Annotated in this window: 16 protein-coding genes, 1 tRNA gene and 1 pseudogene; 8 read left to right on the top strand and 10 right to left on the bottom strand. The window is 73.8% G+C overall.

Annotated features, from left to right (window positions below; all coding sequences use genetic code 11):
* A pseudogene (locus tag AB0G13_RS16530) lies at window positions 1-358 on the bottom strand (hypothetical protein); the annotation flags it as partial.
* Window positions 359-479: 121 nt separating this feature from the next.
* Between AB0G13_RS16530 and AB0G13_RS16525 the strand changes: the two are divergent.
* The gene (locus tag AB0G13_RS16525) at window positions 480-1,184 is read left to right on the top strand and encodes a glycosyltransferase family 2 protein (protein WP_357874839.1); all 705 of its coding nucleotides are present in this window, start codon (window positions 480-482) and stop codon (window positions 1,182-1,184) included.
* Between the two features lie 63 nt (window positions 1,185-1,247).
* Here the strand turns inward: AB0G13_RS16525 and AB0G13_RS16520 are convergent, their stop codons facing one another.
* Window positions 1,248-2,150, bottom strand: a complete 903-nt coding sequence (locus tag AB0G13_RS16520; RefSeq protein WP_357874825.1) for a transketolase — start codon at window positions 2,148-2,150, stop codon at window positions 1,248-1,250.
* 2 nt (window positions 2,151-2,152) lie between these two features.
* A complete protein-coding gene (locus AB0G13_RS16515) occupies window positions 2,153-2,938 on the bottom strand; it encodes a transketolase (RefSeq protein ID WP_357874822.1) in 786 nt (261 codons plus the stop codon).
* 46 nt (window positions 2,939-2,984) lie between these two features.
* Here AB0G13_RS16515 and soxR point away from each other — a divergent pair, with 46 nt between their 5' ends.
* Window positions 2,985-3,449, top strand: coding sequence for a redox-sensitive transcriptional activator SoxR (soxR, locus tag AB0G13_RS16510; RefSeq protein WP_357874819.1), 465 nt, complete (start codon window positions 2,985-2,987; stop codon window positions 3,447-3,449).
* Window positions 3,450-3,496: 47 nt separating this feature from the next.
* Here soxR and AB0G13_RS16505 read toward each other — a convergent pair whose 3' ends face one another.
* Window positions 3,497-4,474: an NAD(P)H-quinone oxidoreductase gene (locus tag AB0G13_RS16505; protein ID WP_357874816.1), complete on the bottom strand. Its 978-nt coding sequence runs from the start codon at window positions 4,472-4,474 to the stop codon at window positions 3,497-3,499.
* 9 nt (window positions 4,475-4,483) lie between these two features.
* Window positions 4,484-5,035: an AAA family ATPase gene (locus tag AB0G13_RS16500; protein ID WP_357874813.1), complete on the bottom strand. Its 552-nt coding sequence runs from the start codon at window positions 5,033-5,035 to the stop codon at window positions 4,484-4,486.
* Between the two features lie 85 nt (window positions 5,036-5,120).
* On the opposite strand from AB0G13_RS16500, the gene AB0G13_RS16495 reads away from it, so the two are divergent.
* Window positions 5,121-5,210 (top strand) — tRNA-Ser (locus tag AB0G13_RS16495).
* An 81-nt stretch (window positions 5,211-5,291) separates the two neighbouring features.
* Here the strand turns inward: AB0G13_RS16495 and AB0G13_RS16490 are convergent.
* Complete coding sequence (locus tag AB0G13_RS16490; protein ID WP_357874810.1) at window positions 5,292-5,816, bottom strand: hypothetical protein; 525 nt, start codon at window positions 5,814-5,816, stop codon at window positions 5,292-5,294.
* Between the two features lie 84 nt (window positions 5,817-5,900).
* Between AB0G13_RS16490 and AB0G13_RS16485 the strand changes: the two genes are divergently transcribed.
* Both AB0G13_RS16485 and AB0G13_RS16480 read left to right on the top strand, forming a co-directional pair.
* Window positions 5,901-6,161 carry a hypothetical protein gene (locus tag AB0G13_RS16485; RefSeq protein WP_357874807.1) on the top strand — a complete coding sequence of 87 codons (261 nt, stop codon included), beginning with the start codon at window positions 5,901-5,903 and terminating at the stop codon, window positions 6,159-6,161.
* Window positions 6,162-6,272: 111 nt separating this feature from the next.
* Complete coding sequence (locus AB0G13_RS16480) at window positions 6,273-6,806, top strand: YbhB/YbcL family Raf kinase inhibitor-like protein (protein WP_357874804.1); 534 nt, start codon at window positions 6,273-6,275, stop codon at window positions 6,804-6,806.
* A 116-nt stretch (window positions 6,807-6,922) separates the two neighbouring features.
* Here the strand turns inward: AB0G13_RS16480 and AB0G13_RS16475 are convergent, their stop codons facing one another.
* Window positions 6,923-7,633, bottom strand: a complete 711-nt coding sequence (locus AB0G13_RS16475) for a class I SAM-dependent methyltransferase (protein WP_357874801.1) — start codon at window positions 7,631-7,633, stop codon at window positions 6,923-6,925.
* A 212-nt stretch (window positions 7,634-7,845) separates the two neighbouring features.
* Between AB0G13_RS16475 and AB0G13_RS16470 the strand changes: the two genes are divergently transcribed.
* Window positions 7,846-9,666 (top strand): hypothetical protein, encoded by a 1,821-nt coding sequence (locus tag AB0G13_RS16470; protein WP_357874798.1) that lies wholly within the window; start codon window positions 7,846-7,848, stop codon window positions 9,664-9,666.
* Between the two features lie 27 nt (window positions 9,667-9,693).
* Here the strand turns inward: AB0G13_RS16470 and AB0G13_RS16465 are convergent, their stop codons facing one another.
* On the bottom strand, window positions 9,694-10,416 hold the full coding sequence (locus tag AB0G13_RS16465; RefSeq protein WP_357874835.1) for an IucA/IucC family C-terminal-domain containing protein: 723 nt from the start codon (window positions 10,414-10,416) through the stop codon (window positions 9,694-9,696).
* 354 nt (window positions 10,417-10,770) lie between these two features.
* On the opposite strand from AB0G13_RS16465, the gene AB0G13_RS16460 reads away from it, so the two are divergent.
* The gene (locus AB0G13_RS16460) at window positions 10,771-12,288 is read left to right on the top strand and encodes a peptide deformylase (RefSeq protein ID WP_357874832.1); all 1,518 of its coding nucleotides are present in this window, start codon (window positions 10,771-10,773) and stop codon (window positions 12,286-12,288) included.
* Window positions 12,289-12,452: 164 nt separating this feature from the next.
* Here the strand turns inward: AB0G13_RS16460 and AB0G13_RS16455 are convergent, their stop codons facing one another.
* The gene (locus AB0G13_RS16455; protein WP_357874795.1) at window positions 12,453-13,571 is read right to left on the bottom strand and encodes a globin domain-containing protein; all 1,119 of its coding nucleotides are present in this window, start codon (window positions 13,569-13,571) and stop codon (window positions 12,453-12,455) included.
* Window positions 13,572-13,716: 145 nt separating this feature from the next.
* Between AB0G13_RS16455 and AB0G13_RS16450 the strand changes: the two genes are divergently transcribed.
* Entirely contained in the window at window positions 13,717-14,487 is a 771-nt protein-coding gene (locus tag AB0G13_RS16450) for a CPBP family intramembrane glutamic endopeptidase (RefSeq protein ID WP_357874791.1), read from the top strand.
* A gap of 67 nt (window positions 14,488-14,554) precedes the next feature.
* Here the strand turns inward: AB0G13_RS16450 and AB0G13_RS16445 are convergent, their stop codons facing one another.
* Window positions 14,555-15,568, bottom strand: coding sequence for a hypothetical protein (locus AB0G13_RS16445; RefSeq protein WP_357874788.1), 1,014 nt, complete (start codon window positions 15,566-15,568; stop codon window positions 14,555-14,557).
* Between the last annotated feature and the right edge of the window lie 560 nt (window positions 15,569-16,128).

Genomic DNA, 16,128 nt, shown 5'->3' with positions numbered 1-16,128 from the left:
CGGCCATCGCGCCGACCAGCGCCGGCTCCGGCGCGGCGACGACCTCGACCACGCGGCGCGCGACGACGACCCCGGGCGTGCGGCGCTCGGCGTCCCGGCGGCGTCGCCAGCCGAAGCCGGCGACCGCGCAGGCGAGGAGCAGCAGCCAGGCCACGGCGAACGCCGGCGGGGTGAGCAGCCGCAGCGCGCCCAGCAGTTCCACCGTGAGCACCGCGTACGCGCCGGTGACCAGAGCCGCCCGGACCAGCGCGAGGCGGAGCGCCGCCGTCGTCCCGGCCGCGACCGGGCGGAACGTGACCGCGAGCAGTCCGATCGCGGCGACCGGCGCCAGGGCGAACGGGTAGCCGACTGCCGACATGGCGGCAGTAAACACCATGAACCTGAGGCCGCCGCGCCCAATGCCCGCAGTGCTGAGCAACGCGTCGCTGGCAGCCAGGTTAGGCTAGGACCGACATGCCGTCGCCACCGTGGAGATTCCCGTGAAGCTCTCGATCCTCATGCCGGTCTACAACGAGGAAGAACGCATCGCGGATGCCCTCAAGCAGGCATTGGCAGTCGACTATCCGTGCGAGATCGAGCTGGTCGTGGTCGACGACGGCAGCCGGGACGGCACCGGCGAGATCCTCGGCCGGGCCGACGACGCGCGCCTGCGGGTCATCACCCACCAGCGCAACGCCGGCAAGGGTGCCGCCATCAAGACGGCGGTCGACAACGCCGAGGGTGACTACATGGTCATTCTCGACGCCGACCTGGAGTACGACCCGCAGGACATCCCCAAGCTGCTCGACCCGGTGCTCGACGGGCGGGCCACGGTGGTCTACGGCAACCGCACCTTCGGCAGCCACAGCGCCTACAGCTTCTGGTACGTGATGGGCAACAAGGGCGTCACGATGGCCGCGAACGTCCTGTTCAACTCCTACATCGGCGACCTGGAGACCTGCTTCAAGCTGATGCCGGTCGCGCTCTACCGCTCGCTCGAGATCCGCTCGCGCGGCTTCGGCATGGAGGCCGAGGTGACCGGCAAGCTGCTGCGCCAGCGCATCCGCCCCTACGAGGTGCCGATCAGCTACCGCGCGCGGGGCCGCGAAGAGGGCAAGAAGATCACCTGGAAGGACGGCGTCGAGGCGATCTGGATCCTCGGCCGCGAGCGCACCCGCCGCCGGACCGGCGCCCCGACCCGCTGACCCTCCCGCGTCGCCCGCCGGCGCGGCCCCTCGCCGCCGGCGGGCGTCGACGTCCGGCGTGCCTCAGCGGCCGGCCGGCACCAGCGCCGGGTCCAGGAACCCGGCGACCGAGCGGCGCAGCCCGGCGGCGTCCAGCCCGTGCCAGCGGGTGTGGTCCTCGGCCGAGCCGTAGCGGCGCAGCTCCTCGCGTCCCACGCCGAGCGCCAGCAGCCGGTGCGGCCGGTCGGCCAGGGCCGCCGCCACCACCCGGGCCGACGTGCCAACCAGGTAGGGCTCCACCAGGATCACCGCGTCGCCGGCCAGCGCCCGCAGCCCCGCCGTGTCGAACGGCCGCGGCCGGTGGGTGTAGGCCACCGTGACCCCCAGGCCGGCGACCGCCGCCAGCGCCGCGTCCAGCACCGGCCCCACCGCGACCAGCAGCGGCGCACCCGGCCCCGCGTCCCGGACCACCCGCAGCGCCCCGTCGCCGCCGTACGGCCGGGCGTTGTGCAGGGTGGACAGCCGCAGGTACGCCGAGCGTTCGCCGGCCACCGCGTCCCGCAGCAGCGCCGGCACCTCGTCGGGGTGGCCGGGAACGTGCACGGTCCAGCCGTGCAGGGAGTCGATCAGGGAGACGTCGGCCGGGGACAGGTGGGTCCGGCCGGCGGCCGCCCGGTCGTACGACGCGCCGATGCTGACCAGCACCGCGCTCGCGCCCTGGTGGTCCAGGTCGAGCTTGAGCTGCTCGTACGCCCGCTCGACGAGGAACGGGGCGTAGCTGTGCACGATCGGCCGGAGCCCGGTCAGGGCGAGCCCACCGGCCACGCCCACCATGAGCTGCTCCCGGATCCCGACGTTGAGCACCCGGTCCGGGTGCCGGTACGCGGCCGGCGCGAACGCGGCGGCGGAGATGTCGGCCAGCACCAGGGCCGTACGCGGATCCTCCGCCAGCAGCGCGGTGGTGGTGTCGATGAAGCGGTCCCGCACGGTCACTCCCCCTGGTCGACGACCGCGACGACGACGTGCGGCCGGTGGTTGTCGTGCCCGGTCAGGGCGGTGTGCAGGGCCTCGTGGTCGTGCCCGTCGACGGTGGTGGCGGTCCAGCCGTTGACGGTGAACCGCGCCGCGGCGCCCCCCGGCCAGCCGTGCGTGGCGGAGCCGTTGTCGATCACGATCGCGGTCAGGCTGCCCAGCCCGGTCGCCCCCGCGTACGCGATCGCCTCGTGGTTGGAGCCCTCGTCCAGCTCGGCGTCGCCGAGCAGCACGTGGACCCGGGGCGTCAGCAGGCCCTGTGCGCGCAGCCCGAGCGCGGTGCCCACGCCGAGCCCGAGCCCGTGGCCCAGCGAGCCGGAGCCGATCTCGACCCCGGGCACCAGCAGTCGGTCGGGGTGGTCGCCGAGCCGGCTGTCAGGCCCGCCCTGGTCGTCCAGCCAGTCGGCGGGGACGAACCCCTTCGCGGCGAGCACGGCGTAGTAGCCGGCGACGGCGTGCCCCTTGGAGAGCAGGAAACGGTCCCGCCCGGGGTCGTCGACGGTCTCCGGGGTGACCCGGAGGACCCGGTCGTAGAGCACCCAGAGCACGTCGACGGTGGAGCGGACGTTCGCGCCGAACTCCCGACCCGCGCGGATCCGCTCGTACGGCGGCGCGACGGGTCCCGGCAGCGGCGGGGCGGTCGGGTCACGGGGCGGCGGGGCGCTCGGGTCGCGGGGCGGCGGGGCGCTCGGGTCGCGGGGTGGCGCGGCGACCGGGCCCGCGCTGGCGGTGGTCGTGGTCATGCCGCTAGCCTGCAAGTTGAAGTCCACTTCAACTCAAGGCGACGTGATGCACGAGTCTCTGACCATCGGCCAGCTCTCCAGCCGCAGCGGCGTGGCGCCCTCGGCGTTGCGCTACTACGAGCGGCTCGGGCTGATCCGGGCGGAGCGGACGGGCGGCAACCAGCGCCGCTACGCCCGCACGGAGCTGCGCCGGGTGGCGTTCGTCCGGATCTCCCAGCAGGTCGGCATCTCGCTGGAGGAGATCCGGGAGGCGCTGGACTCCCTGCCGGCGTCCCGCACGCCCAACGCGGAGGACTGGGCGCGGCTCTCGGCCACCTGGCGGGAGCGGCTGAACGAGAAGATCCGGCTGATGACCAAGCTCCGCGACGACCTCGACGGCTGCATCGGCTGCGGCTGCCTGTCCCTGCAACGTTGCACCCTCTACAACCCCGACGACTCGCTCTCCGGCGAGGGCCCCGGCGCCCGCCTCGTGCTCCCCCGCGCGGCCGAGGAGCCGACGCCGACGCCCTGACCAGGGCATCTCCCGTCGGGGAGAGCCCGCCCACGGGCGGACCTGCCTCAGCCGGTGGTGAGCAGCACCTTGCCGACGTGGTCGCTCGACTCGACCAGGCGGTGCGCCCGCGCCGCCTCGGTCATCGGCACCCGCCGGTCCACGACCGGCCGGACCGCCCCCGACTCGACCAGCGGCCACACCTGTTCGCGGACGCCGCGGACGATCTCCGCCTTCTCGTCCAGCGGCCGGGACCGTAGCGCGGTGGCCGCGATCGTGCCCCGCTTGGCCAGCAGCGCCCCGAGATCGAGCTCGCCCTTGCGGCCGCCCTGCATGCCGATCACCACCAGCCGGCCGCCCGTGGCCAGCGCCGCCACGTTCCGGGGCAGGTAGGCGGCACCCATGATGTCGAGGATGACGTCGGCGCCCCGGCCGCCGGTGACCCGCCGGACCTCCTCGACGAAGTCCTGCTCCCGGTAGTCGATGGTGTGCGTCGCGCCCAGCTCACGCAGTCGTTCGTGCTTGCCGGACCGGGCGGTGACCGCCACGGTGGCGCCGAGCGCGACCGCGAGCTGGACCGCGAAGGTGCCGATCCCGCTGCCGCCGCCGTGCAGCAACAGCGTCTCGCCCTTGCCGAGCCGACCCACCTGCACGACGTTGGACCAGACCGTGCAGGCGACCTCGGGCAGCGCCGCCGCGTCGACCAGGTCGACGCCGGCCGGCACCGGCAGCAGTTGCCCGGCCGGCACCGCCACCCGCTCCGCGTAACCGCCGCCGGCCAGCAGCGCGCAGACCTCCCGGCCCACCTCCCAGCCGGTCACGTCGGGGCCGATCGCGCTGATCACCCCGGAGCACTCCAGCCCGGGGTACGCGGGCGCGCCCGGCGGCGGCGGATAGTGCCCCTGCCGCTGCAGCAGGTCGGCCCGGTTGACCGCGCTGGCCCGCACGTCGACGACCACCTCGCCCGGCCCGGGCTCGGGATCGGGCACCTCGCTCCAGACCAGTGCGTCGGGTCCGCCGGGCTCCGGGATCGTCATCGCGCGCATGTTCCGTGTCTACCCCACCCGTCCGTCGGTCCACGCCCGGGCCAGGATCTCGTCCACCGTCTGCGCCGGGGTCAGTGCGGAGGTGTCCAGCCAGAGCCCGATCCGGGGCGTCTCCGCCCGGAAGTCCGCGTCCAGCGCGGCGACCGGCCAGTCCCCGTACCCCTTCTTCTCCCGCGCGTCCTCGCGGGCGGCGACGACCTCGGGGCTCGGCGCGAGCACCACGACCGCCAGCGGCCGGTGCCGGATCCGGTCGACCATCGCCGGCAGGTCCGCGCCGAGGATCACGTCCTGCAACACCACGGTGAAGCCGGCGGCGGCGTACCGGTCCGCCGCCGACGCGGCGAGGTCGTAGCGCAGCCGCAGCTGCCGCCACGCCTCCGCCGACGGCTCGGCGGTCATCTCCTCCCGGCCGCTGACCACCATCCGCCGGAACACGTCGCCGCGCAGGTGCACCGCGCGGGGCAGCCGCCGGGCCAGCGCCTCGGCCACAGTGGACTTTCCGGCGGCCATGATTCCGCTGATCAGCACCACCGACGGGATCTCCCACACGCCGCCGATCATGCCAGCGCGGGTGCGGTGCCCGCTCGCCCGGCGCGGGTCCGTGGCAGACTAGGCACGGTCGCGCACCCCACGGGGGCGTGGTCCGGGAGGGTTCGCCTAGTGGCCGATGGCGCTGGTCTTGAAAACCGGTAAGGCAGCGATGTCTTCGTGGGTTCGAATCCCACACCCTCCGCCACAGTCGGGAACGCTTCCCGGCCACCGCGAATGCCGCGCCTTTCCGGTCACCGTGGTTCGTGTGGCGTGGCGAGGGGGGCTGTCAGCAGCGGAGGTAGGTGCCGCACAGCGGCGGGGCGTCGACGCGACAGACCTTCCAGCCGCCGCTGATGCCCCGCTCCTCCGTCGTCTGGAAGCGCCACCTGTGAGTGGCGCCGGTAAAGGTGACGCCTCCCGTCTGCGGGTCGATCACCGTGAACCGGAGGTCCACCATCGCGGAGACCGTGCCGTCCGAGTCGTCGGTGTGCCAGTCCGTCGTCTCGACCTTGACGCCGAAGGTGGCATGTGGCTCGACCTGTTTGCGTAGGTCACGAGCTTCCCGAAACAACTCGTCTCGATTGTCGCTGCACAGGCACCGGTTGATGTCGGGGTTGTCGTCCGGTTCGAAGACAGCCAGAAGGTAGGACTCGACCGCCGCAGCCGGCGTCTTCTCGCCTCGCCCCGCCTCGACCGCCCCGATCACCGCCTGCCTGATCGGCGCGCCTATGCAGGCCACCGCGAAGGCGACGGCAGCGACAACCGCCGCCCGGCGACGCCATTGCCGAGCGGTCAGAGGCATCTCGATCACCGGGCGAGACTACGTGCCCGAGCGACGACGGGCGGTAAGCGGCTACGGTGTCGGCGGCGAAGTCGTGATCTTCCGGAGGTGTCGATGACCGCGATGGAGGAGTGGGGACCGATCTTCCGCCGGGTCGTCGACGGCGGCGGCGACATCACGGACATTGCGCGCGCCATGAGGGCCGGCGCGGGATCCGGGTCCCTCATCTGGGCCGGCAGGGCCCTGCGACAGGAGTTCGGCCTGACCGTCAGGGAAGTGGTGGACGTCATCGCCTGGGCCGAGGCGCCGGAGAGCGACGGGGACGAGGAAGTCCTGGCCCGGTTGCGATCCGAGGTGCGTACGCCGTTGAGGTAGGCGTCGGGGTGGACGGTCGGGACGGGACGCGCGGCGCTGCCGGTTCGATCGCGGGCGTCGACGGGGTAAGAAGGGGCGAGGGAACAACCGCTCACCGGAAGGACCGCCCCGATGACCTTGGAACGACCGATCGCCCCGGACCCGTACGAGCTGCTGCCGACCGTTCCGTCGTTCACCCTGACCAGCGAGGACGTGCAGAACGGCGAGCCGATGGACGCCGCGTACGCCCACGGCAGCGTCGGGGGCGGCAACGTCTCGCCGCAGCTCGCCTGGTCCGGCTTCCCGGCCGAGACCAAGGGTTTCGTGGTGACCTGCTTCGACCCGGACGCGCCGACGGGCAGCGGCTTCTGGCACTGGGTGCTGGTCAACGTACCGGCCGACGTGACGCGGCTGCCGCGCGGCGCGGCCGGGGACGATCTCGGCGGCGCCTTCACGGTCCGCAACGACTACGGCGACCAGGGCTACGGCGGCGCCGCCCCACCGGCCGGCGACCGGCCGCACCGCTACGTCTTCGCGGTGCACGCCCTGGACGTGGAGGGCCTCGACGTGACCCCCGACGCCACCCCCGCCTACGTCGGCTTCAACCTGGCCTTCCACACCCTGGCCCGCGCCGTGATCCGCCCGACCTACCAGGTCAAGGAGTAACTCGGAACCCGTCCGACCTCTCCGCGATCTTGCACTTGTCGCCCCGGCGGAAGCGGTGACCGCCGCAGCACGGGGGCCGAGAGTGCAAGATCGCGGATGGGACGGGGCCTGAAGGGTCAGGAGGGGACGCGGGCCACCGCGAAGACCGACTGGCCGAACGGGGGGAGGACGCGCTGTTCCGCCGCCTTGGTGGCGGGAAGCACGAGGGTGTCGTAGACCTTGACCATCGGGCCCTCCTTCGGCATCAGCCGGAAGACCTTGGTCGCCATGAAGTAGCCGATCAGGCCGAGCGCGTTCGCGTAGTGGATCTTCTCCACCGTCAGGCCCGCGTCGGTCATCGCGGCGCCCAGGGTCTTCTTCGTGTAGCGGCGTACGTGGCCGGTGGCGATGTCCGCCGGGCTCATCGCGAACTGGAACGCCGGCACGATGATGATGACGTTGCCGCCCGGCCGGACCAGGTCGCGCATGCTGCGCAGCGCGCCCACGTGGTCCTCGATGTGCTCCAGCACGTTGTACGACACGGCGGCGCTGTAGTCGCCCCGGTCGGAGTGCGGCAGCAGCATCTGCCGGACCTCGATGCGCGGCTGGTCGGCCAGCCGCTCCTTCAGCGAGACGAGCCGGTCCGGGTCGGCCTCGGTGGCGGTGAAGCGGGGCAGGTGCTCCGCCCACTCCAGCGCATAGTCGCCGAGCCCGCTGCCGATCTCGATCGGGTTGTCACCGAGGTACGGCAGGGCCAGCTCGACGAACCAGCGACGGTGGTTCACCGCCGTCGCGAGGCCCTCCAGGACCTCGGACTGCACGCGCTGATCCCCAGTGATTTCTGCCATGCGTCGATTCCTCACGATATGAACTCGACCCGCGCCTGGACCGACAGAGTGAATCATCCGCACTGGCGGCAGAAGAATCGGGGCACCCGTGGTGGCCGAAATGCGGTCGGGGGTGGGCACGTGATCGGCGGTCGGCGAACCCGGCACATGGTACGCCAGTACCCCGAAACATGTCACGGCGGCGTCATAGCCTGACTACTCTACGAATCGTCATGACTACTCCTGAATCGGGCCTCCCCGCCGGCGACTCGGGGCCCGGGGCGTCGGTGGGCGGGCCCGACCGGGGCGTACGGCCCTGGAAGGGGTGGTGGACGGACGTCGCCGCGGTGGCGAGTTTCGTCGCGCTGGGCTTCTGGGTGACCGCGCGGCTCTGGCTGCGCCCGTCGCACGGCATCCGCGACAACCGGACGGACCAGTCGCAGTTCGAGTGGATGATGGCGCACGGCGCGCGCGTGGTGACCGATTTTGTTGATCCATTCACGTCGGACCGGATGAACGTGCCGGAGACCGTCAATCTCATGGCAAATACGTCCGTATTATCCGTATCTCTGCCAATGACGCCCGTCACGCTCCTGCTCGGTACCCGCGCCTCGTTTCTGCTCTTTCTCACCCTGGGCATGATCGCCACGGCGACGGCCTGGTACCTCCTGCTGTCCCGGGTGGTCGTCGGGGCCCGCGGGCCCGCCTGGCTCGGCGCGGCGTTCTGCGCGTACGCCCCGGCGATGGTGTCGCACGCCAACGCGCACCCCAACATCGTCTCGCAGTACGTGGTGCCCCTGATCGTCTGGCGCACCCTGCGGCTCGCCGAGCCGGGACGCTGGCAGCGCAACGGGTTGCTGCTCGCGCTGGTCATCGTCTGGCAGGCCTTCATCAACCTCGAGGTGCTGCTGATGACCGCCATCGGGCTGGGCGTGGTGGTCGGGGCGCTCGCCCTCGGCCGGCCCGAGCTGCGCCGCCGGGCCCGGCCGTTCCTCGCGGGCCTGGCGGTGGCCGCCGCCGTGGCGCTGGTGGTGCTCGCGTACCCGCTTCACGTCCAGTTCTTCGGCCCGGGCGCCTACAACGGCCTGTCCTGGCTGATCCGGGGCTACTCGACGGACCTCGCGTCGTTCGTGGCGTACTCGCGCGAGTCCCTGGCCGGCGACGCCCGCAGCGCGCAGGGGCTGGCGAAGAACCCCACCGAGGAGAACGCCTTCTTCGGCTGGCCGCTGGTGGTGCTCGTCGTCGCCCTGGTCTGGTGGCTGCGCCGGCACGTCGTCGTACGCGGCCTCGCCGTCCTCGCGCTCCTCTTCGGCCTGCTCTCCCTCGGGCGGGAGGTGCAGCTCAACGGCAGGGGGACCGGGATACCCGGCCCGTGGGCGGCGTTGGAGAGCCTGCCCGTCCTGCACTCGGTGGTGCCGACCCGGTGGGCCCTGGCGATCACCCCGATCGTCGGGGTGCTGCTCGCCTACGGGGCGGACCACGTGCGCGCCCTGGCCGCGCGGCACCCGCGGGCGCGTCCGCAGATCCGCTTCGCCACCGCCACGGTGCTGGCCATGGCCCTGCTGCCGATCCTGCCGACCCCGCTGCCCACCACCCGGCTGGACCCCGTGCCCGCCTTCGTCACGTCGGGCGCCTGGCGGGCGTACGCGGACGGCGGGCGGAGCATCGTGACCCTGCCGCTGCCCGACACCCACTACGCCGATCCGCTGCGCTGGTCGGCGCGGACCGGCCTGGACATGCCCATCGCCCGCGGCTACTTCCTCGGGCCGGACACCCGCCCCGGCCGGGACCGGGTCGCCCTGTTCTCCGCGCCGCCCCGCCCCACCAGCGAGTTCTTCGCCGAGATCCGGCGGACCGGCGCGGTGCCGCCGATCACCCCGCAGGCGCGGGTCGACGCGGTCGGGGACCTGCGGTACTGGCGGGCGGGCGCGGTCGTCCTCGGGCCGCACCGGCAGGCCGACGCGCTGCGCCGGGGCATGACCGAGCTGACCGGCATCCGCCCCACGTACACCGGAGGGGTCTGGCTCTGGGACGTCCGCCCGTTCACCGACTGACGGCCGCGGCCCGCAGGCCGGGGCCGGTCAGGCCTGGCGGACGCAGCAGCCCTGGCAGATCTTGGGCTTGGGGAGGGTGAACGCGAGGCAGCAGGTGCGCCGCTGCACGGTCGGCTCGCCGTTCGGGCCCGGGACCAGCTCCACCAGGTCGGCGAGGTCGAGCGCGCCGAGCAGCGTCTCGATCGTCTCGACCGACGAGCCGGGCAGGCCGTCGGCGGCCCGGAGGATGCCGTGGGCGATGCCCGAGGCCACCGAACCGAGCAGGGTGCGCGCGCCGATCCGGACCTCGGCCTGGATCGCGGCGACCATCGGGGCCAGGTGGGCGTCGAGCAGCGAGGCCCGGAGCGCCTGGAGCAGTTCCGCCTCGTCCGCGACGACCCGCACCTCGGGCAGCCCGGCGAGCGCCAGCGGGTCGCTCGGCAGCACCGCGACGGTGGTCGAGCGGCGCAGGCCCATGGTGAGCAGCGGTCGGTGGTCCTCGAAGTGGATCAGCACGTCGGCCGGGTCGAGCAGCGGCACCCGTCGGGCCGAGGCCCAGCCGAGCGCCACGGGCAGCGCCGTCCAGTAGCTGTACGACTTCCAGGCCAACGCGGCGCAGGCGTGCGGGGTGCCGCCCCAGCGCGAGCTGGCCGAGCGCAGGAACTCCGGCAGGAGGGTGCCGTGGACCAGGGTGGTCGCGGGGCGCCAGCCGAACTCGTCGCGCACCAGCAGGCCGGGCGCGAGGCCGGGCACGTCGTCGGTGCCGAACATCGCGCGCAGGGCGGCGGTGACCGGCGCCAGCGGCGCGGCGACGACGTTCCGCTTCGGCAGCACCGCTGTCACTGGACCCACCCCGCTCCGTCATCGCCGTCGGCGGGCCGCACGCCCGTCCTAGAGTAAGGCTAGCCTAACCACAGCTTGCGGGATAAGGGAAGCCTCACCTGTGTCGGATCCGGAGGGGTCGGTCACTCTGTCGCGTCGGCGTACTACCCGGAGCCCGGGGCGGGAAACGGGCGACCAGTATCGACAATCATCTCTTTCTGTCAAGATTCGTGTCGGCAAGGTGCCAGTTCCGTGTGTGCGTCGCCACAGAACGTGAAACTGATACTCCCGGCCACGAGGAAGCTGATGACCTCACCGCTCGATCGGGCTGCCGAATCCTTCGCCGCCGAGATCGCCCGGCACCGCACGGGGCGGGGGCTGTCCAAGAAACAGCTCGCCACCCTGATGGGGTTCGACCCGTCGTACGTCAGCCACGTCGAGGGGCGGCGGCACCGCCCCACCGAGGACTTCGCGCGCCGTGCCGAGGCCGTGCTGGAGGCCGGCGGCGCCATCTGGCAGCGCTTCAAGGAGTACGACGAGCTGCGCCACGCCCGCTCCGAGCGGGCACACCGGGACCCGCCCGTGCCCGGGCAGTGGATGCCGCCCGGCACCGGCCTGATCGTCGAGCGGGAACTCGCCACCCTCACCCACCTGGACGACGCCTACCGCTGCGTCATCCGGCGCGAGCTGTACAACGCCGGCACCGAGCCGGTCACCCGCTACCTGGTGCGCGTCGCCGTCGACCGCTACCCCAACGACCCGGGCCGCTCCAACCTGCACCACCGGGAACACCCGCTCACCTTCGCCGAACTGCGGCTGCGGGCGTACCGGGAGGAGGGGGGCGAGCGGGAGGCGATGCACTGGCGGGCCAAGCACGACCGGGACGCCTTCAAGGAGCTGTGGCTGCTCTTCGAGAACGCCGACCGGCGCTTCCCGCTCTACCCGGGAGACCGGGCCACCATCGAGTACGCGTACTGCGTCGGGCACGACAAGTGGGGCCCCTGGTTCCAGCGGGCGGTCCGGCTGCCCACCCGGCAGATGGCCGTACGCCTGGACCTTCCGGCGGCCCTCGACCCGCAGGTATGGGGCGCGGAGACCTCGCTCTCTGCGGAGGAGGGGCCGCTGCGCACGCCCGTGACCAGGCACGAGGACGGCGACCGGGTGCTCTTCGACTGGGCGACCGAGGGCCCCCCGCTCAACGCGCGGTACCGGTTGCAGTGGCGCTACCGCAGCCGGCCGGAGGCCGAGCCGGAGGAGGCCGGGCGGGTCCGGCCCAGCGCCCGGATGCGCGGCATCGGCATCGTGCAGCGCGGCGCCGACCTGCTCCGCCAGCCGGCGCGCCCGTTCGACCTGCCCCGCGAGGAACGGGCGGCCCGGGACGTGGCCGACCGCCTCGCCGCGACCCTGGTCCGCCTCGACGAGCTGCACCCGTTCCGCAAGGGGGTGGGCATCGCCGCCCCGCAGCTCGGCCTCAACCGGGCGGTGGCGGTGGTCCGGCCCCCCGACCGGTCGGCCGACCCCGTCGTGCTGCTCAACCCCCGCGTCGTCGACGCCTCCCCCGACAGCGACGAGCAGTACGAGGGATGCCTCTCCTTCTTCGACCACCGTGGCCTGGTGCCCCGCCCGCTCCGGCTCGACGTGGAGCACGCCCAGTACGACGGCAGCCGGATCATCACCTCGTTCGAGTTCGGCATGGCCCGGCTCGTCGCCCACGAGATCGACCACCTGGAAGGGCGGCTCTACGTCGACCGGATGGCGCCGGGGGTGCCGCTGGTCCCGGTCGAGGAGTACCGCGAGACCGGCCGTCCCTGGCGCTACTGACCTCCACCCACCGTGCCCGACGGCACGACCACGTCCGCGCGGGTGGGAAGGACGGCCGGGCGGACGTGGTCGTGCGGGGCGGTGCCGGTCCGCCCGTCGGGGGGACCGGGGCGCGTGCCCCAGGGGGCAGGGGCACGCGCCCCGGTTCGGGGGGAGGAACGCTTCTAGAGGTTGCCGAAGGTGTCGTAGCGGGTGTGCTCCGGCGGAACGCCGTCCTCGGCGAGGACCCGGAGGGTGGCCCGGACCATGCGGGCGGAACCGGAGACGTAGCAGTCGTGCGCCGTCCACGGGCCGTACCGGCTGACCACGTCGGAGACGTCACCCAGCTCGCCGTCGAAGTCGGGGTCCTCGCTGCACGCCGCAGTGACCGACAGCCACGGGTGGGCGGCCACCAGCTCCTGGAGCCCGGGCAGGCCGTACAGGTCCGCCGCCGTGCGGGCGCCGTAGAAGACGTGCACCCAGCGGGTCCGGTTGTAGCTGGCCAGCTCCTCCACCAGCGCCTTGATCGGGGCCAGCCCGACGCCACCCGCCACGCAGAGGATGTCCCGCTCCGAGGAACGGTCCAGCGTCATCGACCCCATCGGCGCCGCCACCCGCAGCAGGTCGCCGGGCTTCACCCGGCGGACCAGCGCCCCGGACACCCAGCCGGCGCCCTCGGGCGTACGGACGTGGAACTCCAGCAGGTTGTCGTCGTTCGGGGCGTTCGCCACCGAGTAGGTGCGCCACACCCGGGGAAGGTGGCGGGGCACCTCCACGCTCACGTACTGGCCGGCCCGCCACGGCAGCGGGTGCTGCAACGCCCGGCAGGTCAGCACCGCCGTGTCCCTGCCGTACCGCTCGTGGGTCAGCACCTCCGCGTGCCAGAACGGCGGGTTGTCGTCGGCCGCCGCGCCGGCCAGCATCTTCTCGGAGATCGCCGCGTACGCGTCCCGCCACGCCTGGTCGTACTCCAGGTTCCAGCCGTCGCCGGCGACGCTGCGCAGCGCGTCCAGCAGGGCGACGCCCATGGTCTCGTAGTGCGCCGCCTCGACGTGGTACTTCCGGTGGTCCCGGCCCAGCGAGCGCAGGTACTCGTCGAAGCTCTCCGGGTCGCCCACCGTCTGGGCGGCGGTGACGATCGCCTCCAGGAGCCGGTCGCCCTGCCCGGTCATCTCCACCGGGAAGAGCTTGCGCAGCTCGGGATCGAGGAGGAAGAGCCGGGCGTAGAAGTGACCGCTCAGCCGCTCCCGGTGCTCCTCGACCAGGGTCCAGCTCTCCTTCAGCAGCCTTGCGAAGTCGTCCACGGGGCGCGCTCCTTCTCCTGACGGCGGATCGGGCACCCATAGAATGTCCACGGAGCGTGCCGACCGGTCGCACAGAATGTGCGATCGGCTCGTGAGGCTCGTTCGGGCGGTGCCGGCGACCGTCGCCGTCGGGCAGAGTGGTGCGGTGACCGTTGAGCTGGAACGCCCGGCGACCCGCCGGATGCTCGGCACCGAGACACTGCTCGTGCTCGGCCTCTCGCTCGGCCAGTCCGCCGTCTACGCGACGGTGTCGATCGTGGCGAAGCTGACCGCCGACGGGCCGCTGTCGAAGCAGACCGCCGCGCTCAACACCTCGGCGTCACCCCGGCCGTGGCTGGACCTGACGTACCAGCTGCTCGGCATCGTCTTCGCGCTGCTGCCGGTGCTGCTCGCCGTACACCTGCTGGCGCGGGACCCCGGCGACCCGGCACGGGCGCTCGGCCTGGACGCCCGGCGGCCCGGTCAGGACCTGGCCCGCGGCGCCGGCCTGGCCGCGCTGATCGGCCTGCCCGGCCTGGCGCTGTTCTGGGCGGCGGCCCAGCTCGGCGTCAACGCCACGCTGGTGCCGGCCGCGCTGCCCGAGCTCTGGTGGACGGTGCCGGTGCTGATCCTCGCCGCCGTGCAGAACTCGGTGCTGGAGGAGGTGATCGTCGTCGGCTACCTGGTCACCCGGCTGCGCCAGCTCCAGTGGCGGATCGGCGCGATCGTCGCCACGAGCGCCCTGCTGCGCGGCTCCTACCATCTCTACCAGGGCTTCGGCGCCTTCCTCGGCAACGTGGTGATGGGCGTCGTGTTCAGCCTCTTCTACCTGCGCACCCGCCGGATCATGCCGCTGGTCGTCGCGCACACGCTGCTCGACCTCGTCGCCTTCGTCGGCTACGCCCTGCTGCCGAAGGAGTGGTTCGACTGGCTGTGAGCCGAGAGGTCCGCCGAAGGGCTCCTCGGCCGCCGGCCGCCGGTCCCGCCCCGCCGGTCACTCCCGGTTAGTCGGCCGCCGGTCCCGCCCCGCCGGTCGCTCCCGCTCGGTCGGTCGGCGGCTGCCGGTAGGCGGCGACCGCGCGGGCGGCGAGCCGCTCGGCCGCCGCCGCGTCGCCGGACGCCGCCACGAGGACCGCCGCGCCCGGCAGCAGCCGGGACGCCAGCCGCAGCGCCAACCAGCCGCCCGCCTGGGCGACCAGCGGCGCCGCCAGCCGCCACGCGGCCTCCGCCGCCCGGGGCCAGCCCGCCGCACCGGGCTCCTCCGCCGACCGGGCCGCCGCCAACGCGGCCCGCGCGCTCTCGGCGTCCGGGTGCACGCGGGTCAGCACCAGCAGCTCCACCGCCCGGTCCGGATGGGCCGGGTCCCGGCCGTACGCCGCCGCCAGGTGCAGCACCAGGTTGGCCTGCGCCCACAGCACGGCCGCCAGCTCGGCCAGCGGCGCGAAGAGCCCTGCCAGCGCGGCGGTCGCCCCGCCTGCCCCGGCCTGCCGGACGAACCGCCGGGTCGCGAGCCGCGCCAACCCGTCGGCGCCCGCGTCGGGGTACGCGTCGCGGAGCCGCTGCGCCCAGTCGCGGGCACGCGGCCCGATCGCCTCGACGGCGGCCAGGGCCAGCAGCTCCGGCGCGAACGCGGGATGCTCCAGCAACCGCGCGGCGGCCAGCCGAAGGACCGTTTCCGGCGTACGCGCCAGCGGGGCGCCCGCCGCCTCGACGCCGACGCCGGTGCCGGTGTCGAGGGGTGCGGCCTGAGCCGGGGCCTGAGCCGGGGCCGGGGCCGGGGCCGGGGTGAGCGTCGCCGGGGTGGCCTTCTTCGCGGGCGCCTCCTTCCGGGCGGGAGTGGTCCTCCCTGCGGGCGCGGTCCTCGCTGCGGGCGTGGCCTTTCGGGCGGGCTCGGTCCTGGCGGCCGGGGTGGCCTTCTTCGCGACCGCCCGCTTTCCGGGCCCCTTGCGGGCGGGGGTGGCGTCCCCGCCGGAGCTTCCGGTGTCCGGGGATGGCCGGCCCTTGGCCGCCTTCCGCACCGCGGGAACCTTCCGCGCGGCGGCGGCGCTCCCTCCGGAGGTCTCCGTGTCCGGGGCGGGCGGGTCCCCAGCGGAGGCGGACGCCGGCTGGTCCCCGGCCGCCGCGGGCGCGCCGCCCTCGGTGTGCGGCACGTCACGTCCGCCGGTCTCCGCCGGCTGCCCGGGCCGCTTCCGCGGCCCCGGTTCGGCCGCGCGGTCGGCCTGGCGGGGCAGCGGCGAATCGGCCGAGGGCGGCTGGAAGAGCACCGCAGGCGCCGGCCTCGCCCGCCGGGGTCGCTTCCCGGAATCCTCCGGCTCGGCCGGCTCCGGCGGCGCGGGAGGCGGGCTGAAGGTCGCCTTCGGGGAGCGCCGGCGCGCTCCCTCAGCAGGCTCTCGGCGGGTCGGCTCGCGCGGCGGCTGCTCCTGCATATCGATGGAGCGTAGTCCTGATCACGCCGGCGCACAGCAGAGAAAGGCGAGGCCGGGGCGAGGACGGGCCCTCTCCGGGACGGCTCGGCGCGCGGGTGCGCCAGGCGGCGGCCGGTCGCTCCCGACCAGACGGTGGGGGCGGACCCGGGGAA

Source organism: Micromonospora sp. NPDC023633 (assembly GCF_040640035.1).
Taxonomy (GTDB): Bacteria; Actinomycetota; Actinomycetes; order Mycobacteriales; family Micromonosporaceae; genus Micromonospora.
Note: the sequence above shows the minus strand (reverse complement) of the source record. Positions and strands in the feature narration are given on the sequence as shown.

What these genes read in the sequence shown, in the direction of transcription:
- AB0G13_RS16515 (WP_357874822.1), bottom strand. Translation starts at nt 2,938, where the DNA reads ATGACCACGACCACCGCCAGCGCGGGCCCGGTCGCCGCGCCACCCCGC.
- soxR (WP_357874819.1), top strand. Translation starts at nt 2,985, where the DNA reads ATGCACGAGTCTCTGACCATCGGCCAGCTCTCCAGCCGCAGCGGCGTG.
- AB0G13_RS16505 (WP_357874816.1), bottom strand. Translation starts at nt 4,474, where the DNA reads ATGCGCGCGATGACGATCCCGGAGCCCGGCGGACCCGACGCACTGGTC.
- AB0G13_RS16500 (WP_357874813.1), bottom strand. Translation starts at nt 5,035, where the DNA reads ATGATCGGCGGCGTGTGGGAGATCCCGTCGGTGGTGCTGATCAGCGGA.
- AB0G13_RS16485 (WP_357874807.1), top strand. Translation starts at nt 5,901, where the DNA reads ATGACCGCGATGGAGGAGTGGGGACCGATCTTCCGCCGGGTCGTCGAC.
- AB0G13_RS16480 (WP_357874804.1), top strand. Translation starts at nt 6,273, where the DNA reads ATGACCTTGGAACGACCGATCGCCCCGGACCCGTACGAGCTGCTGCCG.
- AB0G13_RS16475 (WP_357874801.1), bottom strand. Translation starts at nt 7,633, where the DNA reads ATGGCAGAAATCACTGGGGATCAGCGCGTGCAGTCCGAGGTCCTGGAG.
- AB0G13_RS16470 (WP_357874798.1), top strand. Translation starts at nt 7,846, where the DNA reads ATGACTACTCCTGAATCGGGCCTCCCCGCCGGCGACTCGGGGCCCGGG.
- AB0G13_RS16465 (WP_357874835.1), bottom strand. Translation starts at nt 10,416, where the DNA reads ATGTTCGGCACCGACGACGTGCCCGGCCTCGCGCCCGGCCTGCTGGTG.